The sequence below is a fragment of the Ornithinimicrobium murale genome, from assembly GCF_003352835.1.
Taxonomy (GTDB): domain Bacteria; phylum Actinomycetota; class Actinomycetes; order Actinomycetales; family Dermatophilaceae; genus Ornithinicoccus; species Ornithinicoccus muralis.
In genome coordinates, this window is sequence record NZ_QLVD01000019.1 from 251,955 (window position 1) to 275,103 (window position 23,149).

The 23,149-nt window shown below is 66.6% G+C and carries 23 protein-coding genes and 1 pseudogene; 8 read left to right on the forward strand and 16 right to left on the reverse strand.

Annotated features, from left to right (window positions below):
- Positions 1-137: 137 nt before the first annotated feature.
- The 4 genes and pseudogenes from DPQ65_RS07770 to DPQ65_RS07785 all read right to left on the reverse strand — a co-directional run.
- A pseudogene (locus DPQ65_RS07770) lies at positions 138-292 on the reverse strand (IS30 family transposase); the annotation flags it as partial.
- A 569-nt stretch (positions 293-861) separates the two neighbouring features.
- Positions 862-1,194: a transglycosylase family protein gene (locus DPQ65_RS16495; protein WP_114906754.1), complete on the reverse strand. Its 333-nt coding sequence runs from the start codon at positions 1,192-1,194 to the stop codon at positions 862-864.
- A gap of 55 nt (positions 1,195-1,249) precedes the next feature.
- Positions 1,250-1,840 carry a GrpB family protein gene (locus DPQ65_RS07780; RefSeq protein ID WP_162802084.1) on the reverse strand — a complete coding sequence of 197 codons (591 nt, stop codon included), beginning with the start codon at positions 1,838-1,840 and terminating at the stop codon, positions 1,250-1,252.
- A gap of 53 nt (positions 1,841-1,893) precedes the next feature.
- The gene (locus DPQ65_RS07785; RefSeq protein ID WP_202863047.1) at positions 1,894-2,598 is read right to left on the reverse strand and encodes an alpha/beta fold hydrolase; all 705 of its coding nucleotides are present in this window, start codon (positions 2,596-2,598) and stop codon (positions 1,894-1,896) included.
- A gap of 51 nt (positions 2,599-2,649) precedes the next feature.
- Here DPQ65_RS07785 and DPQ65_RS07790 point away from each other — a divergent pair, with 51 nt between their 5' ends.
- The gene (locus DPQ65_RS07790; protein WP_238146745.1) at positions 2,650-3,399 is read left to right on the forward strand and encodes a class I SAM-dependent methyltransferase; all 750 of its coding nucleotides are present in this window, start codon (positions 2,650-2,652) and stop codon (positions 3,397-3,399) included.
- A gap of 317 nt (positions 3,400-3,716) precedes the next feature.
- On the forward strand, positions 3,717-4,178 hold the full coding sequence (locus DPQ65_RS07795; protein ID WP_114906758.1) for a hypothetical protein: 462 nt from the start codon (positions 3,717-3,719) through the stop codon (positions 4,176-4,178).
- Here DPQ65_RS07795 and DPQ65_RS07800 read toward each other — a convergent pair.
- The 12 genes from DPQ65_RS07800 to DPQ65_RS07855 all read right to left on the reverse strand — a co-directional run bounded on the left by DPQ65_RS07800 (position 4,175) and on the right by DPQ65_RS07855 (position 20,221).
- Positions 4,175-4,582 carry a hypothetical protein gene (locus tag DPQ65_RS07800; protein ID WP_114906759.1) on the reverse strand — a complete coding sequence of 136 codons (408 nt, stop codon included), beginning with the start codon at positions 4,580-4,582 and terminating at the stop codon, positions 4,175-4,177. The genes DPQ65_RS07795 and DPQ65_RS07800 overlap by 4 nt on opposite strands.
- 103 nt (positions 4,583-4,685) lie before the next feature.
- The gene (locus DPQ65_RS07805) at positions 4,686-8,105 is read right to left on the reverse strand and encodes an LAGLIDADG family homing endonuclease (RefSeq protein ID WP_114906760.1); all 3,420 of its coding nucleotides are present in this window, start codon (positions 8,103-8,105) and stop codon (positions 4,686-4,688) included.
- Positions 8,106-8,303: 198 nt separating this feature from the next.
- Entirely contained in the window at positions 8,304-9,674 is a 1,371-nt protein-coding gene (locus tag DPQ65_RS07810) for a hypothetical protein (protein ID WP_114906761.1), read from the reverse strand.
- A 112-nt stretch (positions 9,675-9,786) separates the two neighbouring features.
- Entirely contained in the window at positions 9,787-12,486 is a 2,700-nt protein-coding gene (locus DPQ65_RS07815; protein ID WP_114906762.1) for an ATP-binding protein, read from the reverse strand.
- Positions 12,483-13,652 carry a hypothetical protein gene (locus DPQ65_RS07820; protein ID WP_162802085.1) on the reverse strand — a complete coding sequence of 390 codons (1,170 nt, stop codon included), beginning with the start codon at positions 13,650-13,652 and terminating at the stop codon, positions 12,483-12,485. Before DPQ65_RS07820 ends, DPQ65_RS07815 begins: the two co-directional genes overlap by 4 nt.
- Before the next feature lie 58 nt (positions 13,653-13,710).
- Complete coding sequence (locus tag DPQ65_RS07825; protein ID WP_114906764.1) at positions 13,711-14,292, reverse strand: hypothetical protein; 582 nt, start codon at positions 14,290-14,292, stop codon at positions 13,711-13,713.
- A 70-nt stretch (positions 14,293-14,362) separates the two neighbouring features.
- On the reverse strand, positions 14,363-14,872 hold the full coding sequence (locus DPQ65_RS07830; RefSeq protein WP_114906765.1) for a hypothetical protein: 510 nt from the start codon (positions 14,870-14,872) through the stop codon (positions 14,363-14,365).
- A complete protein-coding gene (locus DPQ65_RS07835; protein WP_114906766.1) occupies positions 14,869-16,923 on the reverse strand; it encodes a PD-(D/E)XK nuclease family protein in 2,055 nt (684 codons plus the stop codon). Before DPQ65_RS07835 ends, DPQ65_RS07830 begins: the two co-directional genes overlap by 4 nt.
- A 35-nt stretch (positions 16,924-16,958) precedes the next feature.
- Positions 16,959-17,780: a hypothetical protein gene (locus DPQ65_RS07840; protein WP_114906767.1), complete on the reverse strand. Its 822-nt coding sequence runs from the start codon at positions 17,778-17,780 to the stop codon at positions 16,959-16,961.
- Positions 17,780-18,232: a hypothetical protein gene (locus tag DPQ65_RS07845; protein ID WP_114906768.1), complete on the reverse strand. Its 453-nt coding sequence runs from the start codon at positions 18,230-18,232 to the stop codon at positions 17,780-17,782. Before DPQ65_RS07845 ends, DPQ65_RS07840 begins: the two co-directional genes overlap by 1 nt.
- Complete coding sequence (locus DPQ65_RS07850; protein ID WP_162802086.1) at positions 18,229-19,239, reverse strand: hypothetical protein; 1,011 nt, start codon at positions 19,237-19,239, stop codon at positions 18,229-18,231. The genes DPQ65_RS07845 and DPQ65_RS07850 overlap by 4 nt, the downstream gene beginning before the upstream one ends.
- A gap of 13 nt (positions 19,240-19,252) precedes the next feature.
- Positions 19,253-20,221 carry a CpaE/TadZ family protein gene (locus DPQ65_RS07855; RefSeq protein WP_114906770.1) on the reverse strand — a complete coding sequence of 323 codons (969 nt, stop codon included), beginning with the start codon at positions 20,219-20,221 and terminating at the stop codon, positions 19,253-19,255.
- Between the two features lie 922 nt (positions 20,222-21,143).
- Between DPQ65_RS07855 and DPQ65_RS07860 the strand changes: the two genes are divergently transcribed.
- From DPQ65_RS07860 to DPQ65_RS07880, 6 genes are all read left to right on the forward strand, one after another.
- A complete protein-coding gene (locus DPQ65_RS07860; RefSeq protein WP_114906771.1) occupies positions 21,144-21,497 on the forward strand; it encodes a hypothetical protein in 354 nt (117 codons plus the stop codon).
- Positions 21,498-21,518: 21 nt separating this feature from the next.
- The gene (locus DPQ65_RS16315) at positions 21,519-21,644 is read left to right on the forward strand and encodes a hypothetical protein (RefSeq protein WP_272947644.1); all 126 of its coding nucleotides are present in this window, start codon (positions 21,519-21,521) and stop codon (positions 21,642-21,644) included.
- Positions 21,644-22,240, forward strand: coding sequence for a nuclease-related domain-containing protein (locus DPQ65_RS07865; protein WP_114906772.1), 597 nt, complete (start codon positions 21,644-21,646; stop codon positions 22,238-22,240). Before DPQ65_RS16315 ends, DPQ65_RS07865 begins: the two co-directional genes overlap by 1 nt.
- Positions 22,240-22,497 carry a hypothetical protein gene (locus DPQ65_RS07870; RefSeq protein WP_114906773.1) on the forward strand — a complete coding sequence of 86 codons (258 nt, stop codon included), beginning with the start codon at positions 22,240-22,242 and terminating at the stop codon, positions 22,495-22,497. The genes DPQ65_RS07865 and DPQ65_RS07870 overlap by 1 nt, the downstream gene beginning before the upstream one ends.
- Complete coding sequence (locus DPQ65_RS07875; RefSeq protein WP_114906774.1) at positions 22,457-22,810, forward strand: hypothetical protein; 354 nt, start codon at positions 22,457-22,459, stop codon at positions 22,808-22,810. The genes DPQ65_RS07870 and DPQ65_RS07875 overlap by 41 nt, the downstream gene beginning before the upstream one ends.
- A 121-nt stretch (positions 22,811-22,931) precedes the next feature.
- Complete coding sequence (locus DPQ65_RS07880; protein ID WP_114906775.1) at positions 22,932-23,132, forward strand: hypothetical protein; 201 nt, start codon at positions 22,932-22,934, stop codon at positions 23,130-23,132.
- Positions 23,133-23,149 lie beyond the last annotated feature (17 nt).

Below are 23,149 nucleotides of genomic sequence, written 5' to 3' on the forward strand. Positions count from 1 at the left end.
CCTCGCCTTGGTCTTCTGGGTGGGTTGATTCTTCCGTTGGTACCAAATGCGAGAAGTACCGCCTGAGAATGCTCCTCATCGGCGGCGGCTGAACCTATGACCCGCCCTCAAAGAGGATGAACCTTCTTGCGGAGCTACTCGGGCAGTTTCGTCATCGAGGTCGCCAGCGCGGGGTTCATCGCGACAGCGACGGAGCCGTTTCGCCCCGCCCTTCAACGGGCAGATGGACCAGGAGCGTGGAGCGGCTGTTGCGCTCGACGAGCGTGCCGATCGCCGACCGGCCTGTCCCGATGCTGTGGAGGTCGGACCGGGGCGCAGTGCCGAGATGGCTCCCGATCCGTTTCCCCGCCCCGCCGTCCGCACCGAACGTGCCGCCGACTCCGTTGACGCGTGCCGCGAGCGTGTAGTCCCCACCCCAGCTTCTTCAGTCCGGTGTCACCAAACGTGTCGACGAAGGCCAGGGAGATGCGTTCCGGTGTAGAACATGATCCACCGCAGCGTGTAGACGTTGTTCGGCCCGCTGCTCCCCAGCGAAAGCATCGGCAATGACCCCAACGACTGGTCCTGGAAGGTCGAGGACCCCGGTACATCGTTGACCTGTTGGCTAGGATCGTGACCGTCAGTCTTGAGGCGATGTCTGCCCACCGCCAGGGCGCCGAATAGGTTACCCAGAGTCATCAGTCGACTGACCAGTACCAGCCGCCTTCCTCCCAGGGCTCTAGAGCCACGAGTACCCGCTCGGGGTCCATCCCGACGTCTAGAACAACCCAACCCCGGTGTAGCTCGCCCGCGTAAACGTAATCTGGCAGGAGATCGACGCCCTCGACACATTCGACCTGGCTGAATTTCGTCGCCCTGTCTTCAGATGCGGCGAGCCTGGTCTCTTGGAGACGTGTCCGGACCGTGCTGATGTTGTCGAGCTGGGCCGTTGTGACCGTGCGTGGGTCGTCGTGCCAGACGCGGACGGCGCGGTGCAGTTCCTTGCGGATGATGGTGCCCGCCGAAGCCGGTCCAGGTCTGCGGGTGGAACTGCAGACCGCCGTAGTAGCCGTTGCCGGTGTTGATCGACCAGTTGCCACCGGACTCACAGGCAGCGACACGGTCCCAGACCGAGTCAGCCGACGACGCGGGAGCCAGTGCGAACAGACCGAGGGCACCCAGGGCAGTGATGTAGGTTCCCCGACGATCTGTCATCCGTGCAGGGCGCTGGCCTGCATGTTGACAAGAAGGTGATCGACTTGCGTTGTCACTATCTTGTCGGAATCCTCACCGGGCACCGCGACTCCGAGCGGCCACGCCCTCGGAGATGGGTCAGGGGTGGAAGTCCGTCCTCGGCGCGGGCGCGGTTCACGATCTCGTGGACGAATCGGGTCTTGGCTGCCGTGTAGTCGCCGCCCCAGAGTCCGCGGTCGAGGAGGTCGACCTTGAGCCGTGCGTAGCGGTCGCGGTCGTCGGGATGCTCGCGGAGCCAACGGGCGAAGAGCCGCACGTGGGCCTGGTCCCACTGGTCAGCGGTGAAGATGTGTCCGATCCCCGTGCGCACGTGGTCGTGGAGGTGGAATGTGGCCCAGTGGTCGCCGAGGCTGACCGGTGTTGTCCACCCCGCGCGCACGAGGGTCTTGGCAGCATGTGTCAGGGGTTGCTCTGCTGGGAGGCGCAATGCCAGGTCGATGACTGGCTTGGCCACGAGTCCGGGCACGGAGGTCGAGCCAACGTGCTCGACCTCCCATGCCAGGCCTAAGGCGTGAAGCAGCCCGGCGGCGAAGTCTCGATATGCGCTCGGCCAGTGCGCGTCATACGAGACCACCCGCTCGGCGGGGTAGTGCCTGTCGGTCTCCACCTCCTTACCGTCCCACGGCCTGGTGACACTGCCTGCCGCCGATCTCCGGTCAGTCAGAGCAGGTGGTCGCATGCGGTGGTGCAGGTCGTCTGCCACAGCTCGGGATCGGTGGTCCAGAAGTCGTGGGACACGTCGGCCACCACCTCGAAAGACCCTCCGGGGACCAGCACTGCGAGCTGCTGCAGCGGCCAGTTCGGCCGGATGTCGCCGCCGGCTGCGATGAAGCGCATGGGGACAGCGCTGTCGGCGAGATCGCGCCACAGTGTGGGTTCGTGGATCCACTTCTTGAAGGAGCCCCACAGCGCGGCGTGCACCTCGCGGACCCACGGGACGTCGATGCGGGGCGCTGCCGCCTTGCCCGCCTCGTAGGCAGCGGACCACTCGCGGTCGCGGTGCAACCCGTGACCGGCGATGCCGACCAGGCCTCTGACGCGACGAGGGTGGTCGAGGGCGTAGCGCACGGCAAGATCTGAACCCCAGGAGTGGCCAAGCACGATCCATGACTCGATCCCGTTGGCCTGGCGCACCGCTTCCAGGTCCTCGATCGCGCGAGCCATGTCGTGCGGACCGCCTTCAGAGGGCGAAACACCTCGTGGGACAGGGAACCAGCAGCGAAAGCCCTCAGGTGCCAGCGACTCCTCCGCGAGATAGTGCACCATTCCCGGGCCGCCCGACAGGACGACGACATCGGGCCCCGCACCGCACGTCAGGACCTGGAGGGACACGCCGTCGTCGGCTGTGATGTGCTCGGAGTCCACGACGGGCATTCTGACACGACCGGCCTGTGCGCTGGGGGCAGGATGGTGCGAGTGAGGGATGGGAACCATTTCGAGTCGGTGGCCGCGTCGTACGGGTCGGCACGCCCGCCTTACCCGAGCGTTCTGTACGACACCCTTGCCCAGCACGGCGTGATCGGGGCGGGTCGGCGGATCCTGGAGATCGGGGCCGGCAGTGGTGAGGCCACCAAGGAGCTCGTCCGTCGCGGAAGTGCGGTGGTCGCGGTCGAGCCAGGCCCCGGCCTGGCCGCCCGGCTCCAGCGGACGTGCCCCGAGTCGAGCGTCGTCGTCTCCCGGATCGAGGACGTGGACCTGCCGGCGCGCTCGTTCGACTCGGTGGTGGCAGCTACGTCGATGCACTGGGTCGACCTTCCGACGATGCTCCCCCGGCTCGACCGGGCGTTGGTGCCAAGTGGGCTGATGGCCGTATGGCGCACGGTCTACGGCGACCCGCGGGTGTGGACGCCGTTCCGGCAGGCTGTGCGCGAGATCGTCGCCCGTCGCAGCCCGAGCGACCAACCCCACGACCCGCTGGACCCCCGACCGAGCGTGGAGGAACTGGAAGCGATGGGAAACTTCCGCCTGGTCCGGAGTTGGCAGTGGCCGTGGCAGATCGACCTGGACGCGCACGACTTGCGCGCGCTGTTCGCAACGTTCAGCGACTGGCAGGACCCAGGAGAACTCGATGCGATCCAGGCCGCCGCAGCGGCGCAACCGGGCCCGGTGACCGAGCACTACGTCACCGTGCTGCACCTGCTCCGCAGCACAACTGGAGACCGGTGACCCACGACCCTCACCAGCCCGCCGCTCCTCGCCGACCGGACGAATCTGTGTCTCCTGATCCCCCTGCTCTGCGCCTGCGCGTCTAGTGACTGCCAGGGCGCGGGTAGTGCTCGTCCGCATGGACATGGGGATCTCCTGTTGCAGGGGATTGGGGTTGGTGGGCGCACTGCTGCGTGCACCTCGCACCAATACCTGTGCCACCTGATCTCAGGCCAGGTCACAAATCGGTAACAACGCCTCGAGTCGGACACATGTTCCCGCCGCGCCACACCAGCAGCGCGTCAGCAGTAGTCCGCACCGCAAACAGAGGATGTGCAGTGTCAATCGACCGAGAGATCGCCCACGCCAAGACCATCGCCACCGTGGTCCATCGGGGCCAGTTGGATGGTGATGGCACACCGGTGTTGGACAGGCTGGCGATCACCGTGAGTCTCCTGCAGGACTTCGAGGACCCCGTACTGCCGTGCACCGCGTGGCTGCAGTACGTGCCCAGTGCCGCCCGTATCAGCGGCCGCGACCTGCTTCGGCTGGGAGTCTCGCGCGACATCGTCACCCTGGTCCAGACCCTCCAGCCGGTAGGTGACGAGACTGAGGCCGCGATGGTGCGGCGGATCGGACGGTCAACTAATCCGGCTGCCGCCTTGGTGAAACTTGCGTCCAGGCTGGTGCTCTCTGGTGGGCGTATGCCGTTGAGCGGCACCGAGACTGGGCTGTCACGAGCCGCCGGAGGGTTCAGCGCACTGGTCCTGACCCGGGCACGCGAACACTTCTCCCGCTAACCGAGCCGGCTCACCGGGCCACCGTCGCAGATGACCATCAGATAGTGGGCTCCGGGGCCCTTCCACATCTCGAGCTCGCAGTCCTGTCCGCCACCGGTGGCGACAGACTCCCCGGTGACAGTGGCCGGTGCCAGGTGCGGCCAGGCGTCGTCGATGACCGACTGCTTCACTGTGTCACTGGGCTGGTTGCTGGCCAGGTACATCCAGAGCCCGAACGCACCGACCAGGACAGTGGATCCACCAACGATGACCCCAGCCACCTTCCAGTAGCGCTCGGGGCGGTGCTTGTCCAGGAGCGTGGACACCACCACGGCAACCATGCCGCCGCCGACCGCGAGCACAGCCACCATCGTCGGCAGGTACCACCAGGGCAGCACCGGCAGCGTCACGTAGTAGGCCGACATATCCCTTCGGTGTGGCGGGATGGGAAAGGCCCGGTTGTCGTAGCCACACGACAACCGGGCCTTGACGCCTCAAGCGGGCATCACCCCAGGACGAGAACCGGCCTCACTTTACCGGGCAGGCTCCCGTGGAGCAGTTCTCGTCGTTGCTGTCCCCGCCGCCGACACGGGCCTGCGCTTCCGGGGTCAGCTTGGCGACCTCGGCGTCAAACTCATCCTCGGTCAGCGGGATGAACGGCGCCTGCTCACGTCCACTCATGGATGGGAAAGCAGTCACACCCTTGGTCTTGCCCAGGAAGTTCAGCAGCTCGGCCTCCACGAAGTCGGCCGTGACACCCTCAGCGAGCTGGCAGGTGGATGAGACCGCCATGCCGTCCTCGCCACCACAGAACGTCTCCTCGACGGCCACGTTCAGTCGCAGGTAGTCGGCGAAATCCAGGTCCGTCGAGTCCTCCACCAGGTCGGCGCCGAAGCGGTCCACCAGTGCGCCACGCATCGGGTAGGAGACCACCACGGTGTTCGCGGCGTACTTGTCCGGCTCGATGGCGTAACCCAGGCGACCCAGCTCGGGCAGCTGCTCGTTGTTCGACTCGTACCGGATGTTCTGGATGAAGTACTTGAACATCGTCGGGTTGGTCGCAGGGTCAGTGCCGGACATCTTGGAGATAGAGCCGGTCGGGGCGATCGCGGTCGTCTTGACCGGGCGCGGCACCCCCATCGCGTCAGCCAGCTCGTCGGCCGCGCGGCGGGAGGCCAGGCGCAGGTCGGTCAGGCGGGCCAGCAGTCGCGGCGTGCGGTGCAGGTCGGACAGCTTCACCCCGTGCGCCAGGACCCAGCCGTGCAGACCCATGATGCCCGCGCCGATGCGACGGTTCCTGGCCTCGATGCGGGAGGCGTCCTCACCCGGGTAGGGCTTCATCGTGGCGCGCAGCAGGAACCGGGAGACCAGTTCCATCGCACGCTCGGCCCCCGCGAAGTCAGTGCCGTAGTCGTCCAGGTTGACCGAGCCCAGGTTGCAGGACTCCCCGGCCAGCGACCCGAAACCGTTGCCGTCCACGTCGAAGGTCAGGCTCGCCTCGCCACAGTTGTGGATGATGGTGCCGTTCGCCACGAAAGCGTTCAGTCCGGGGACCTTGGCGTCGAACACGTCCTCGGCCGCCATCTCGGTGATGGACTGCACGGTGCCGACCATCGGCTTGGTGTAGTGCCCGCGTGTCATGGAGTCGATCCGCTGGGTGAGCTTCTGCGCCTTCACTCCGTCAGAGAACCCAATGGTCTTGTCGAACCGCTCCACGTGTGCGCCGGAGATGATGAGGCGGTAGGCCGCGCGACAGACGTATGAACCACCAAGCATGGTCTTAGTCTGCTCGGGGTGACCACCGCGCACGACTGACTTGACACCCAGGCCGAGCAGCATGGTGCGTGCCTTGCCCAGCATCTCCGGGTCGGACTGTGACAGTCGGACAGACGTGCCACCACCCCGGGAGTCGCCCTCCACATGACCGTCAGTGTCGAAGAGAGCGGACAGGAACCCCTTCTGGAAGTCTGAGCTAGCGGCCATCACCTCTGGCGTGATCGTCTTGTTGCCCCGGACGATGCCGAAGCGAGCGGCAAGGTCGCGGATCGCGGTCGAGCGCAGCTCCTGCTTGTTGCCGCCGTGGACATCGCGCCACCCCACCCAGTCGGTGCGGTGGTTCAGTCCAGCCAGCTCGATCGAGTCCAGGGCGTTCTGCTTCACGGACTCTGAACCTGCGTCAGTGTGCCAGGCGCAAAGAATGGCCGAACCTGGGACGCCGTTGGCGTTCTCCGGCCCGAAGTAGCCGTCACCGACCAGGAGGCCGAGCAGGTAGCCCTCGTCCCCAGTGCCCTCGCCAGTCCAGTGCGAGCCGAGCGAGTCGGTCAGATCGACGACGTCCCCTGGCGTCAGGTCGCCGGCCGGGCGCCAGCCGTCCGGCGTGGAGATGAGGTGTTCCGGGGTCACCTTCAGCTCGGTGCCGTCTACGTTCAGGGACAACACCTCGCGGTGTCCGGTGGCGAAGAAGCCCTCATCAGAAGTCGACCAGACCTTGTCATCCACAAGCAGGTCAATCTTGCCCTTGCCAACGAGGTCACGCACCTGCCGAAGGCCGTCAACGGTTTGGACCCAGGCGTCGCCCGTCACGCAGGGATTTACGATCCGCACCCGGACCGGCTCACCGATGCTGTGACGCTCGGTGTCCACGATGCCCGGCTCGCCGTCACGGGTCATCCCCTCGGCAACCGCACGCAGCACCGCCCGGGCGTGGGTGTGCAGCGGGTGGCTCTGGTCCTCGACGGCCAGGTTGAACTCACTGTCCGTCTCCACGGAGATATTGGTGGTCCAGTGCGCGGAGAGGTCCTGCTTGCAGTTGATGAACTCGAAGATGTCCTCGTCGGCCCAGTGCTTGAGGCTCATCCGGGCGCTGCGACGGGTTCCGCCGGCGACGACTGCAGCAGCCTGGAAGTGGTCGATCTCCATGGCGTCGTCGGAGGTGAGCCGCTGTGGGGCAGCCGCGTTCTCGCCGGCCTGCACACGAGCGTTCAGGACGTTCGCGATCCCGGCGCAGGCCTGAACCAGAGGGGCCGGACCGGAGGCCTGGCCGCCGAACGTCTTGAGCGGCGCACCGTAGGGGCGGATGTCGGAGACGTCGATCAGCACACTGACATGGCCGCGGCCGCTGGTGGCCAGGTCGACCAGGGCGCACCAGGTGGCAACCCAGCCCTCGCGGGAGTCGTCGACCACCAGGTGCTCATCCACATTGTCGAAGACGAACTCGCCAACGGCCTGCTCCAGGCCCTGGCCGGTCCCGTCAGGACGAGTCACGAGGGCGTCGCCAGCAGCCGCCGCGATCTGGTCGAAGTCGGTGTGGTCGGTGCCAGCGGTGAAGAAGAAGCCGATCGTGGTGTCCAGCGGCGCAGTGACGGCCAGCAGGTCGTTGGAATAGTTGGACCCGACACCGCCGCCCTCGAACAGTCGCATCGCGGCGAAGCGGAAGTGCTCACTGGTGTCCGGGGCCCACCCCGCCGCCCAGCAGTTCCTGGAGAAACTCAAGCCGGTCCCGGTGACCCACAGGTGCCGGCCAGCCGGGGTCCCACCCATGCGGTACATCAGGGTGAACATCTCCAGCTCCTCGCCGGGACGCTGCGTGTTCCGCGGGGCGTAGGACAGGTTGCCCTGCACGACACGGCGGCACATCTCACCGAAGTGCTCGTTGTCGCGGTCGTGAGTGGGTCGCTCCCAGGTCCACCAGTCCTCGAGTTCCTTGGTCCCGAACCCGTCGGTCACGGGCTTGCCGGTCACCGGATCGCGCTTGTAGATCGGGCGGGCGTACGTGCGTTCGTACACCGTTTCGCCGACCGGGCCCCAGTTGGGCTCGGGCAGCCACTCGGAACCGATCTCGTCGTTGAGGAAGGACGTGAAGATGTCCGCTTCGGTCATCGTGAAGGTCGGGGCTGGTGCTGGTGCCGCTTCCTGTGCGAACGTCTCGGGGCTGGCCGTTAGAGTCATGCTGTGAACCTCTGTCTTGTCTCGTGACGCGAGGTGCCCTGAGCGGCCGCACGAAGCGGTGAGACGGGTCCGTGGCTGGTTCTCGTCTGCCGGTCAGGCACCCCGGTCGAATCGTTGGGGTAAACGGCTTACTGAACGGGCGTCACAGGAATACAGCGGAACTACCCTTTCTGGACTGAACGTGATAGCTCACGACGCTCAGCGGGCTTCCTGCAAGTCGCCGGTTTCGGTCCCAGGGGAAGCGATCCACTCATCGACCTGGGCACCCAGCTCGTCGAGCATCAGCTGTTCGTGGAGCTGGTCCAGGTAGGTCCGGACCGCAGTCAGCGACTGGCCCAGGACCGCGACACGGTCAGTGAACAGCTTGGAGACCTCGGCGTTGAACAGGTCCTCATCGGCCTGTGCCTGCTCCGCGGACTTCATGACCGGCTCGGCGCCACGACCGGCGTACTCGCTGACCGTGAGCTCACCGTGGGCGGCGGCCCACTGACGAACCAGGCGGGACGCACGGGGTGCGCCGACCATCTCCGTGACCCGTGTCGTCATCTTGCGGACGATCTTGCGCTGCGGCGGAGGAACGGGCTCCACGGCCGACTGCGCCAGGTGGACCAACACGTAGCCCTGGCTGGACATCAGGGCGGCCGCCTCGCTCATGCTGTACCCCTCGAACAGGGACACCAGGAGCTGCTCGACCTCGGTGACGTCTCCCGGTTCCCGTCCTGCCAGGAGCTCTGAGAGCAGGAACATCAGCCGTCCGCCACCAGGGTTGTCCAGGCACCACGCTCGGATCAGCGCGCGGTCCTCACGGCGGGACAGCGGCATCCGGGGTGGTGGCGTCACCTCCATGAGCCGCGTGAAGAGTGCGACCTGGGTGTGCAGTCGTGTCGCCCCCCGGTAGCGGGAGCGGTTGGCGTCGAAGGCGACGGCCAGGGCGACGTTGCGGTTCCCGCTCTCCAGCAGGTCGGGGAAGTCCGTCACGGCGTTCTCCCGCACCTCGATCGCGGCCGGGAGGTCAAGCGCCGACGACTTCTCTTCCAGGGCGGCGATGGCGTCGTCTTCGGTGGAGGTGGTCGTCGGTGCCCAGATGAGCTTGGCGGAGGCGTCCTCGCTCTGGATGCTGTCCGGGTGGGTGAGTCCCATCTCGGTGCCGTCCGCCGCCCGTGCAACGCGGCGCACGTCATTCGCGCGGGTCCTCACCAGTCGCTTGCGCCCAAAGTCACCGGCCCTGGTCAGCATGACCCGCGCCCACCCGGACAGGGAGTTGCCGTCGGCGATGCGGGTCAGGTCGAGGGACTGGGAGCCCTTCTCGTTGATGAGGCACTTGCGCTGCAGCAGGTCGAACATCCAATCACGCATGTCCTCACGCGACGGACTGGTCGGCCTGAGGGCCTGCTGGTGGGAGCAGCTGTCGAGGATGGACGTCTGGAGGATCAGTATCAGCAGACGGTGACGCGCGACGGCCTCGGGCAGTCCGGCGTCACGCCACTCCAGTGCGACCTCCATGGCCTCACGGTCCACCCTGTTGTTGAGCTCCTGCTCCTCAGGGGTGTCCTCATGCTTGTGCGCCACCCGGCCGCCTCCCGCAGTTGTGTATGCCGCAGCAGGCACAGTCGTGCCCGCTCAACCGGGTGGTGTGGCGCACAAGCCCTGGAGTACCAAGCTTGGTACTCCAGGGCTTGTGCTACCCAGCGAAGATGTCGTCGAAGTCGCCCGCAGTCTCGCTGGTGGTGTCGGTGACCTCCGCCGCAGAACCGGTCTGACCTTCAGACTGTGCGGCGGTCTCCGCTGGCTCGTACAACTCCGTCTCGTCGGTGATCTGCGCGCGCCTGGTCATCCGCTCGTACTCGGCGCTGCCCAGCTCATCGGAGCGACGCTGGGCCTCCTGCTGACGCTGCTTGGCGTCGAAGGACTCGCGGAGGTTCTTCTCCGCCTTCCTCTTGATGTCGTCCGGGTTGGTTGACGAAAGCTCCAGGAAGTCCGACGGCAGCGTCACCGTCACTGGAACGGCACGACCGATCAGGTCGCGGTAGATTGCGACTGAGCCACGGACGACCTTTCCATTCTCCTTCAGCGGCTTGAGGCTGGACCACTCCGGGGCACCGTCGATGTCAGCGGTGGAACCACCCTTCTTGTCGCCCATCGTGATTCGCGGTACAAACAGGTCCGGCTCCAGCTTGAACAGCGCACAGGCCGCCTCGGCCTCCTCCGGGTCGGCGATGTGCAGGATGAGACCGCGAGAGATGTAGCCGGCCAGGCCGTTGTTCACCGCGTCCGAGACACGCTGGGTGTACAGCACCGGCAGGACCGTCTGGGAACGAGCCAGCCGACCCAGGCGCTCCACCTCGGTAGCACCGCCGGCCATAGCCACCCACGCCTCATCAAAGTGCAGGACACCGTTACGTCCGGTCATGGCCATCGCAGAGCCGAATACCATCATCCGGACGAGAGCAACAGCCAGCCGCTGGTTCAGGTTCTCCGGGTCGCGACCAGGAGGCGGCAGGTCCAGGTGGGCGTTGCCGACCTTGATGTAGGTCAAGCCGTTGGACACCCTCAAGCCCTCACCATCCGGGCTCATGCCGACACAGGCCCGGAACATGGCGCTGGACTCGAGCAGCTTGATGATGGGGTCGATCAAGTCGTCTGTGGTCAGGCCAGCCTCCTGCGCCACATTCAGCGCCTGGCCGATACAGGTGGCGCCGTTGTCCACGCCGTACTTGAGGGCAACTTGGAGCGCCGATTCGTACTTCTTCCTGTCGTCCGGCCACGGGTCGACCTGGAGCAGCATTGAGGTCGCGACCTCAATGCCGGACTGGGAGTTCCCCGCGAAGCGCAGCGGGTCGAACACGCCGTCAGCCTGAGCGAGGTCATCGAGGGAGAACACCTCCCCACCGACCAACTCAGCGATGTCGCTGAGATCGGAGCCAGTCTTTGGGTCCAGCACTACCTGGGGGATGGACGGCTCCAATTGCGCCCACTGCCAGGCGAGATACTGGAGGACTTGGGTCTTGCCGCTGCCGACGGCCCCCGCGACGAGCAAGATCGGGTAAGAATCGGCAACGTAGGCGGCCTTGTGACTGACGTAGGCCGGTCGGTGGTCCCGCTCGGTGAAGCCCAGCAGGGCACCTTCACGGTCGCCGACCACTGAGAGCGAGGGCAGGCCGGAGTAGGAGACCGTCGAGACCGGGACGTCCTTGAGCAGGGGGTTGGCCCGCACCTTGGAGCAGAGCATCGTCTCCTCCAGTGCCCGGTCCTGGACCTCGAGCATGTTGGACCAGGCCGCCACGTTGGAGGTGACACCGGTCGCGTCGAACCGCCCGGAGGAGTCCGCACCGTTCATCGCGACGATGACCGAGGTGTCGATCAGGGACGGGGAGGCATCCTCCTGGGAGTACTGCTCCTCCCGGCGGCGCAGGGCCTCGGAGGTGTCCAGCATCTCGGCGCGCTCCATCTTGTCCGCGGCCGCCTGCTCACGGATGTCGGAGCGGAAGCGGTTGCGGTTGCGGCGCAGTTCGTCCTTGGTGACCTTGGACGGCTCCAGCAGTCCCCGAACCGAGACCGCGGCCGCACCCTCCTGGCGGATGAGGGAGGCCCAGCGCGCGCCGGGGTTGTCGGCCGTCCGCTCGGTGAACTCCAGCTTGCGGAAGGCCATCATCGCCAGCTTGTGGTGGCCGGGGATCTTCGGCCAGTCCTCGCACGGAACCTCGTCGTCCTCCAGGCCGCGGGCGGTCGACATGGCTGAGGCGTTGGCGCACACGTGGAAGTGGTCGTCGTGGGGGAGGATCGGCGTCGCAGAGTCCTTGCCGAGGTTCCACCAGGCGTCAGCCAGCGCGAAGTCTTCCTCGGTGGCCAACTCCAGGCCGGAGCGCTTCATGCCGCGATCCACCATGTCGTAGTCGGCCAGGTAGTCCTCCATCGGGACACCGCCGCCCTCGTTGAGGGTGTAGGCCAGCGACTCGATGCGGCCCTTGATTCCGCCGTGCCCGCCGAAGTCGTCCTTGATCTTGACGCCGAACAGCAGCAGCCGGCGGTCCACCCACTGCTTCGGGTGCTGCTGGGCCAGGAACGCGCGTAGTGGCTGGTTCTCGTCGGGCACGTACAGCTGCGGGACGTTGATGAGCAGGGCGTGGACCTCGCGGTACTGGCTCTTGACCATGCGTCGACGGGTGGAGCGGATACGGGTGAGTCGCTCCAGTTCGGAGAAGGCGTTGTTCAGAGGCCGGGCCACCTCCAGCATCTGCCGGGTGTCCACCGCGTCGTCGACCGGGCCGAGCGGCAACTTGCGGTAGAGCCACATGGACCCGTCGACGCCCTGGCACATGCCGTTCGGCCAGCGCTTGGCCAGCTTCGTCGACCAGGAGGGCTGGGCGTCCTTCTTGCTCATCGGTTGCTCTCCTCAGTGCTCTCGAGGGACTCGGTCTGCTCGGCGTCGTCAGGGGACCCGGTGGGAGCCGGCTCCGGTGCGGTGCCTGAGTCGTCGTACCCGGTCTCGCCGTCATCAGTGGTTGGTGCCGCGCGGTCCAGCACCGGCACTGCGTTCTCGTACGGGGTCAAATCGGGTCCGGCGCCGGGCGCACCCCAGGCGACGACTACTGGGGCGCCGGTGTCAGCGCGCAGGACCAACAGATCCATCTGGATGGCTGCGGGGGAGGGGTCGGAGTCACGGCCCTCCCAGCCGATCCGCATCTCGGCGCGGACGATCATCTCGGCCGAGGCAGCCTCATCGCCATCGGTCGGGGCGGCCTTATCGACCTCGATTCCGGCACCGGCTGTCACGGAAGTCTCGACGTGGCTCGCACCGGAGATCGGGACGTAGGTCCGGTCAGTGTTGGTGTCGCCGATAGCCAGGTGCAGCCGCTCCGGGGAGCCGGAGATGTAGGCGTCAGCCCACGTCTGCACGGCCTGAGCCACGGCTGGCGGTGCGTCGGCCGACTCGATGCCCGGCCAGGCATCACCATCCGATTCGATTCCGTCAACGGGCTGCGGCCTGGCCTGGAGGGAAGGACCGGCAAGGACGGACGCTCCACCGCCAACAGGGTCAGAACCCACCTGGTAGGTGACGCGGTAGGCAGTGCCGGCCCCGTCCACGACGGTGAACTGCTCCAGGGTGACAGCGATGTTCCCGCCCGCGGCGACGTCGGAGTCGAGGTGGTCCTGCTCGGTGGCTCCGTCCCAGGAGACGAGCCGTCCACCCGGTAGCGGGTTCGGGACGGTTGCCAGCCAGGACTCAAGGGCCTGGGTGGCAGCGAACCTTCCCGGGGAGGTGATTTCCTGGACCTGCAGCTGGGGGATGGGTGCAGCGGTCGGGGTGACCTCGATACCTTCGACGGCCGTCTTGGCGTCCGCGGCGACAACGATGGCCCCGAAAGCCAGGGCTGCGGCGACCGGTCCAGCAACAGCAGCAGCCCAGATGGCCTTGCTCAGCCGTTTGTTCTTGTTGGCCTTCGCCTGCAGCTCGGGAACTGAGTTGTCGGGCAGTGCGGTGGCGTTCCCGTCGTCGAACCAGTTCTCGCTGGTCGCGGCGGAGCCCTTCTTCATTCCCTTTGCCATATCTGTCCTTGGAATCGAGGTGTGTCGTAGTACCTGTGCCAGCTGCTTCCGGGCCAGGTCAACCCAGGAGGTCGGTCAGCGCCTCGAGCCGGGTCATGGCCGCTGCGGTGTTGCTGTTCTGGGCTGCCTGGACGAGAGCACTGGCCGCCTTCACCTCGTGACCGGAGGGCGCCCGGGGCGTGTCGTGGACACCGAGCTCACGGGTGAGGGAGAAGACCTCGCGGAAGACCTCGGGGGACTCGGCGGCGAGCATGGTGGCCTCGACGACCGCCTCCATCGGGCTGTCGGTCACCTTGCTCAACAGGTCACGGGTGGCGGTCAGGATGTCCTTGCCCGAGCCACCAGTGCTGGTTGCCAGCACCACGGCGAGCTCGTCGAGATTCCCCTTGGTGGCCTTGCGCTCACCACTGACCCGTTCGAGGATCGCCACGTCACCCGACTCGACGGTGTCCAGTACCGCGCGGGTGCTCAACACCCGACGGGCGAAGGCGCGGGCGCTGCGGGTGTCCATCCCGGCAGGCGGCTTGGCGGCGGGAGCCTTGGCCGTCTTGCGCTCGGGCTCGGGTTTGGGCTCAGGACGTGCCTGCTCGTTGTCCCGGTAGTGGCTCTCGGGCTGGCTGTGGGTGGGGAACTCGCTCATACAGGTGAACATGCCAAGACGCACGAGAGGCCCGTCCGGATTCCGGACGGACCTCTCGGCTCTCGGGGCCTTACTCCTGGTTCGGGCCCAGGTCAGTGAGATGGCGCAGGATGCGGACCTTGTTGCCGTTGCTCATCCTCTCCATCTCGATGTAGACCATGACGCGGTGGCCGACCAGCGCATTGACCTCACGGGCCATCAGGGCGCCGCGGCCGGTGTCCGTGCGGTCGGTGCGGACCGTCTCGTCCTCGTCGGCGCCCTTGGCATGCAGGGTGACCAGGACGCGCTTGCTGTTGCCGTGCAGTTCGATGCTCTGGATGACGGCCGAGAACGCCTTGCTGGTGTCGATCTGCTTGTCGTGCGCGGTGGCCACGACGTCCAGGGCGCGGGCGAACTGCGAGCCCTCGGAGCCCATCGTCAGGATCTCCATAGCCTTCTGCTCGACCTTGTGCTGCCAGGTCTCCGACACCGAGGCGACCACTGCACCGTTGCTGTTGGTCGTCGGCTGGGCCACCGCCCCGACCGCGTTCATCGCAGCCAGGAGCAGGTCGGTACGGGTCTTGCTGTCCAGTGCGCTCACGCGGACACCTCACTATTTGTCTGGTTGGTAGGGCGCGGAGTGGTCTTCTCGACCAACACCGCGTAGGGGCGGTCCACGACGCCGTTGTCCCACAACTTGTGGGCCACCATCGCGATGGACTTCATGCGGCGCTTGACCTCGTGGGCCCACTGGTCCCAGGTCTCACCGTCAGCGCCGAACGGGATCGGCATCGTCAGGAGCGTGGCGTGCAGGGCACCGCGCAGACGAGTGTTCAGGGACCGCTGGAAGTTCGCGGACCCGGACAGGTCGGTCTGGACCTCAAGGACCAGGCTCGACAGGGTCATAGCCAGCGCTGGGACGGTGTCGCCGGTGATCGGCTGACCGGCCGCGTGCAGTTCCTCCATTGCCATGGCGGACAGGCCGAACGCCGCAGTCGCCGCGTAGCTACCGGCCTGGAGATCACCTTGGGCGGTCTCCTCCCATGCCTTGTCCTCGGTGCCCGACCAGGGCCCCTTGTTTGCTGCCATCTCGCTGCTCTCCTCGTGCTCGTTGGTGTGCACCTGGCTGGTGTGGCGTGCGGGCGGTTCGTGCACGCCCGGCTCGTCGTCCGGGCCAGGTATACCCAGGGCGATCTCGTCCGGTGGCTCGACCGGCGGCGGGTAGTCGTCCGCCTCCTGCTCGGCGGGTTCAGTGAGCAGGTCAGCCAGTGACTCGAACACCGCCTCGCCGAACAGGTAGGAGTCGTTGCGCGGCTGTACCGGCTTGTCCCTGGCTGCGGCCGCAGGGCAGACGGTGGCCAGCGGGCAGAAGTTGCACAGGCCGGAGGGCTTGGTCGGCCACCTCCCGGTGCTCGTGTACTCGTTGTGCTTGTCCCAGGAGTCGACGAGCCGTTCGGCGGTCCTCTCCAGCAACCGGGGACCCAGCGGAATGTCACGGGACTTACCGACAGCGGTGTAGTACAGCGACGCCTGGACCGGAAGGACGCCCGTCAGCTCCTGCAGCGCCAGTGCGTAGGTCCGCATCTGCTCGGCATAGTCGTCGCCGTACATCTTGAGCTTCGCGGCGGTCGACCACTTGCCGGTGTTGTGGGTCGGGACCATGCCCTCGCCGCACAGGTACAGCGAGTCCTGCGCGTCGACCTGGATGCACTGGGTCGGCACGGATTCGACCTGCTCGACGGTGGTGACGGTGAAGCTGACCTCATCACCACCTGGAAGGGTGACCGTCGGCAGTGCGATGTCCTTGCCGGCGGTCACTATGTCGAAGAGTCGGTCGGCGTCCACCGTGGTGGCCTGCCCGGTTTCGTCAACCACGGTCCACAGGTGCACGTTGTCGCACACCACCGAGGTCCCGTCAGAGAACGCGATCCGGTAGCAGGGTCGGTTGTGGATGTCGGACTTCACTGTGACGGTCACCGGCAGCCCGGTCGCCCCGTACACCTGGTCACCGACGTGCAGGTCGCCCATGGTGGTCCAGCCGGCCGGTGTCGGGATAGGGGTGTCCAGGGCCAGTCCCTTGTAGTCCACGATCCGCAGGCCGAGCTGCTGGTCGTCGGTGACCACCGGGTCGACACGGTCCACGAAGCCCATCAGGGGGACCCCGCGGACGCTCACCTGGTCGAACTTCTGCTCGCGCTGGCCAGTCATCGCCGTGGAAGGGTCCTCGATGTCCCACAGGCCGGACATGACCAGCATGACCTTGTCCCGCCACCTGGCCAGCTCCAGCGGCGCGGTGGGGATGACGACGTCCGGGTGTCGCTCCCCGACGGTCAGCAGCAGCTCGTAGGCGTCGGTCGGGGTCCGCTTGTCATGGGGGCGGTCGTACAGGTCTTCCATGACCGCGTGGGCTGCCGTGCCCAGTGGTGCCGGGTCGAACGGGTCGTCCTCGCGTGGCGTCAGCTTCTCGGCGAACCAGCGCGAGGGGCAGTCCTGCATGGCGTTGCTCGTCGAGGGAGACAGGGCCTTGCGAGTGACAGCCTTGAACATCGGCTCGTTCGGGTCCACGACCAACGTGTCGCCGTCCCAGCTCATCGACCCCTTCGGGGGCAGCTCGGGGACGGCGGCAGCGTCGGTCTCAACAGTTGCAGTCACACATATACCTGTGCCACCTGATTCGGTGCCAGGTCCTACTGGGCGATGCCCCACTCGTCGACGACCTCGACGGCGATGGCACGCACCCGGTGCATCAGATGCGACACCTTCGCCGAGGACAGCTCGACATGCTTGGAGACGTGCCGGGCGCTCCACTCCATCTCTCCGACGGACTCACCGAGGGAGCCACCGAGCACGACCTGAGCGACCTGACCGGTGTGCTCCGAGTCGCCCTGGCAGCGGCGCAGGATCTCGGCCAGGACCTCCTTGACCTCCACCTCGTTCTCACCGGAAGGCACGGTGCCCTCGGTCCCCTCCTCGAGCTCACCGACGGTCGGCAGTTCCAGGTCGGCCTTGGTCACCAGCGCTCCCTGGGTCCGGGCACGCTCCGCGGACCTGCTGGCGGTCACCTTCTCGTTGTAGGAGTCGATGATGAACTGGTCGTCCGGCTCCCAACCCAGGGTGCGAATCAGGTCCATGCGGTGTTTGGCGATGGCAGACTCGCGCCGGCGGGCACTGACCGCACCCGAGATGCCGGTATAGGCCGAGGACTGCCTCATCCGCTGCACCTCGGCGCGGGCGGCGACACGGATGCACGGCATGGTGGCCTTGACGTCGAAGCCGGGCTTCAGAGGCTCGCTGAGGTAGCGCCACGCCTCGGTGCGCACGATCTGCTGAACCTCGTCGTACCAGTCCGGGCTGATGCCGAACCGGTGGACAATCTGGCGTGCCAGGTGGGTGAACACCGTGTGGTGCTCCACCAGGACGCGCTCGATGAGACGCACGCGCGCGCTGTCGCTGGTCTCCTCAAAAATCTCCTGGAAGACTGCCTGCAGGGTGTCCGACTCCTCGCTCATCAGATCACCACCTCCTCCATGCCCCCGAGGTGACGATAGGGGAAGCCACCGACAGTGGTCTGCTCGAGCCCCCCGGTCTGACGCAGCAGCGCCGTGGAAAGACCCGTCAACCGAGCGCCAGGCTGCGTGCGCTGGTCCAGCAACAGCCAGGCGACGTTCAGCTCCCGGTCCGGCACGTCCTGCGCCACCCCGGCGAGGTGGCGCAGCTCGGCGATGACCGCACCGGCGCGGGCACGGGTGATCCCCGGCACGTGCTCGATGGCCATGCGCAGCCTCAGGGCACGCAGTGGCTGGCCGCCGTCCCTGGTGGCCGCGGTGAACAGCTCGTGCAGCGAGGCGTTGCCCTCCGAGAGTGCCATCAGCCACTGGGCGCGCATCCGGCCGGCCTCCTGCCGGGAGCGTGACAGCTCACCCGGTGTGCGCCGGCGCACCTCGTCCACCACGCTGCTCATGAAGCCTCCTCGTGCTCGTAGGCCACGGTCGGGCAGGCCAGGAGCATCTCCACGGTGGTAGACAGTGCGTGGACCGCCCTGCCCTGCGCGACGCGGTCGGCCGGGTGCTGCTCGCGGTAGGCGCTCACCAGTGCCTCCAGGGACTCCGGGCTCATCTCACGGGCCATCCGACGGATCTTGGGACCGACGTTGGGGACGTCACCCAGGTACTGCCGGATGAAACGCTCGGTGTCGCGCTTGAGGGCCACTGTCAGCCAGCGACCCGGGTCGACCCGGTGGAACTGACTGCTGGGAACCATGGCGTGGTCGATGAGTCGGGACAGCGGGGAGGGAGTCTCCTGTCCAGGCTCGCCGTAGACGAAGCGAGTGGTCAGGGTCTCCAGGGTCGTCTCGTCCAGGCCGGAGGACTGCCCATCGGTGATCTCGGTGACGATGCGCGCGGCCGAGGAGTAGATCTCCTTGGCGATGTACTTCTGCTCGAGCTCGGTGATGAGGTCCCAGCGGGCCTGCTCGCCTTCCTGGGCCAGGTGCGTGAGCTCGACGCGAAGAGCAGTTTGCGACTCGGGGGAGACCATCGCCGTCTCGGGCAGCTCGTCATCCCAGCCCCTGAGGTCCTGGGCCAGCACCCCGGCGGCGCCGAAGGTGACCTGTCCCTGGTCGGTGCGGCCCATGCCGGTGCCGTGCCAGTCAACGGTCACCTCCTGGCCCTCACCAATGATCAGCAGCGGACCACAGCTCCACGCCAGGCGGATGGGCAGGCGGAAGGTGTCGCCGGCATAGCTGCGCGACTTGCGGCCTACGTCGATGCACGACTGGGCCCAGGACCAGGCGGGAAGGACCACCAGGGATCCACGCGTCGGCAGGTCGCCGGAGGTCAGTAGGTCACGGGCGGCCTGGCCGACGGCACTGTGGGCCAGCTGCGTGCACAGCCAGTCCAGCCACGGGTGCTTCTGGGAGTCCGGTGAAGAGTGGACTCCAGTCACGGGCTGCGGGGACGGACAGCTCATCGGGTTGTTCTCCTTACCGGCCCAGGCTCGGGATCAGGCGCCGACGCCTGCTGCTGTCGACCACGGTGGCTCCTCGCTCGCCCGGCTTGCGCTTGCCGCTGGCCAGGTCTGCGAAGGACTGGTAGTTGGTGATGGTGTGCAGCGCCTCGGACAGCGACGCGACCATCTGGTGGTGCGATGAGGGGATGTGCCCGGACTCCATGCGGTTGCCGATGCCCTCCTCGTCGTAGTCCACGGCACCCAGCGGTGTGGAGAACTGGGTCATGCGCTCGGTGATCGTCTTCACCGAGGCGGCGTCCACCGCACCGCGACGGGCGTTGATCATCGAGAAGATGCGCTGGGAGTTCACGACGTCGTTCTTGTCGAGCAGCCGGGCGGTATCCATCGCGCTCTGCACCGAGAGCCGGGAGCTGTTGGACACCAGGAACAGCCAGCCTCCGGTCCGCAGCGCCGGGTAGGCGAATGCCTCCTGCAGGGCAGTGGGGGTGTGGGCGTTCAGGGTGCCGATGTCCACGACGACCAGGTCGAAGTGCGGCTGCAGCAGCTTGAGCGCGCGGCTGTAGGAGCTGGCCGAGACCGCGGTCGGGTCGTACTGCACAGTCGGCGGCGCCAGCACGGTGTGCATCGAGATGTCCGGGACGCGGGCGCTGTGCCCGGCGTTGACGATGCCCGGCTGGGCGACCGCGCGGCGGTAGTCCTTGCGCAGGGCGCCGTCCAGGATCGTCGGGACACTGCCGCCCTGGCCGGAGGTCTTGGCTCGCAGGTAGGTGGCGATGTGGCTGTTGGTCGGGTCGGCATCCACCAGGGTTACCCGCGGAACCCCACCGGAAGTCCGGGCGAGCTCGGCGATGGTGATGGCCACGGTGGTCGCCCCTGCGCCGCCCTTGGACCCGGCAACCAGGACGACGGGCGCCAAGGCTCCTGGCACATACGTTGTCGGGTCCTTGTCCAGGAACAGGTCGTCCATCTTGGTCTCGTCCATCGGTGCTCGCTCTCAGGCTGTTGCGGAAAGTACTGGCACTAGACCTGTGCCACCTGATCTGGTCCCAGGTGCGCGCAGGTGGTTCCGGCGGCTACCCAGTCCCGGGATGCGACTGGCCAGTACCCTCCCTTCAATTACCTGGAGCGGGGTCGGAGCCGAACGTGACGTACCTCTCGAAGATCTTTCTGAAAGCGTCACGGCACGCCCGCCCTGGTCCCTGGTAGGTCCTCGGACACTGCCTTCAGAGTGCTTGCAACAGTTAGCATTCTGCTAGCTGGAGCGATCTGGGTGCCGTGGCCGATCTGTCGTCGCACAAGCCTCTGACCTGCGGGTTTGTCAGAAGTGACTGAATTGACTCGCGTTGACTCGAGCTTGAGGCAGTGCCTCGCAAGCCTCTGACCTGTGCTAACACCCTGAATAACGGCCAATTGACTCACTGACTCGTGTACGTAACTACCTACAGGGGGAGAAGGTATATATATGTCGAGGGTGAGAAGTATGTATGCCCTGCCCTATACACGTATACATATTTTGGAGTCATTCAGTCACTAGTAGTAGTAGTAGGGGGTTTTTAGGCCTCTGACCTGCACGTTCGAACATACGTTCATGTGACTCAGCGCTGAGTCAACGCGAGTCAATTCAGTCACTTTTTTCGAGGCCGTTTTGCAAACCCGCAGGTCAGAGGGTCGATGCCCCGATCCGGCCGATCCGAGCCGGGGTGCGCCGTGGGCAAAACGCCTGCGCCGGACCTATGCGTTTGCGTTCAGTAGCGTTCAGTACCGTCGGAGGTTGTAGCAACAATCAGTATGGTGGACGTGACGGGAAGCCGCGACGGGCGTCGGGAACCCGTCATTAGGACGCCTCGAGATCTGTCTAGGACTGACCCTAGACACTGACTCCGTGCCCGCCACACCCCTGCGGCATGACCCAGACCCCCTACTCCCACCAGCTTCCCACCCATCGAATCATCCACGATCTGCTGGCCGAGGAGGACCTGCGGACCCGAAATGATGTCCTGCACGCCGAGCTCGAAGAGGCACGGCGGCAGCTCCGGGTCCTGACCGCCGCGGCCGACTCACTCGGCGATATGTCCCTGGCAGCCCAGCGACGACTGCGCGACATCGACCCCGCCTATGCCGGCGGGTACGAGGCCGGGATGGTCGCTGCCCGTGACCACGTCCTGTCCGTGGCACGGCAGGCCGACCGCGTCCGGGTCGTATCCGAGGTCACTCAGATGCTCAGTGACGTCGGCCTCGACCCGACCACTGGCCGCTGAGATCTGGGCATGTTCACCGGTATGAACAACAACGACAGCGACCACCTCAGCGACTGGATGGCCGGACCCGGCGGAGTGGTCGCGGCCATCGTCATCGTGGTCATCGCCATCGGCCTCCTGGTCAGCTTCCTCGGGGAGATCTTCTGATGGCCGGTCCCAAGACCACCCACCCTGTCACCATCATCGGCCGAGCAGGAGGAGGGCTGGACAACGCCACCTGGGCGAAGTCAACCGGCCACGCGCGCGCCGGTAAGCAGGCCGAGCTGTCCACCGCGGCGGTGCTCGATGAGTGGGCCCGCAACAACCCCGGTGTCGCCGTCCTGCACGACCTGGACGTGCCCCGGGCGGGCTACACCGCCAATGTTGATCATGTCGTCGTCTCCGGAAATTCCGTCATGCTCCTGGACGCCAAGTCGTGGGCACCAGGCTTCGTGTGGTCCCTGGGCCAGAGCAGCTACCGGGGGCTCAAGCCGTTCCCGTCTGCCGCCAAGCGCACCCTGCCAATGGCCCTCGACACCTACACCGAGCATCTGGCACGTCACGGCGTCACCGGCATCGACATCCGTTGCGCCCTTGTTGTCTGGTGCAGCCGACGCGAGGGCAAGGTGTCGACCTGGGCGCTGGCCTCACCCGGTGCGCGAGTCATCCCCGGGTTGAAGCTGGCCGCCAACCCGCGCCGGTACCTGCCCCGCAAGCCAGCCGACCCGGCGATCACCTCCGCCCTGGCCCAGCTGGTCAACTGATGTCGCCCCCGAAGATCGACGTCCTGGCCCACCGCGGCGTCCGGGCACTCACCGGTTGGCTGGCCCGGCGAGCATCCGAACGGGGCGACGTGCACGGTGCCAACCACCTCCTGCTCGCCCTGATCGTCGACGGCCGGAACCACCCGACGTGCTGCCTGGCCCACCGGCGGTTGACCCGGGAAGACCTGCTTGCCGCTGGCGCCACACCAGGGGGACATGACCACAGCAACGACCAGCCAGACCACCACCACCGTTGACGTCAGCGACCTCATCGCGCGTCTCACCATCGCCACCGAGTTCCTGACCGAGATGAGAGACGGTGCGCTCGGCTCCGAGCGCACCCACCTGGCCTCCAAGATCGAGGGCATTCAGCGGTGCGCCAAGGCCGTCCAGCGAGAGTTCGGCTTCCTTGCTGACCTCCCCGACGTCGAGTCCCTGTTCGCCAACCTGGACCCGGGCAGCCGTTCCATTACCGAGAGCCTGGACACCACCGAGCTCGGCATCAGCAAGGGTGTCGCACTGGCCCTGAACTACGCGCGCAACCCGGTCCCGGTCCCAGTGAGCACTTGATGTTCGAGGCGGTGTGGTTCCTGACCAGGCTGCCGCTGATCGTGGCAGCGATCGTCCTAGTCGCCGATGCGCTTATCGAGCGCGGCGTCACGCGACGGTTCGGTCCTCGACAGGGCCCACGATGAGCACGGCCACCGCCATCGTCACGACCGCCTGCACCGGGTGCCCGAACACGACCGGCGACGCCAGCGATTGGGCGGTCCGTGGCCCAGTCGCGGTCGCCTCCGGGGTCCACCTCGGCACCTGCCCTGCCTGCCTGGCCGGCAAGGCACGCAGCGTCACCGCCCAGGAGACCCTCCCCGGACTGGACCTCCCTGCCTAGGTCACGCCACACCCGCA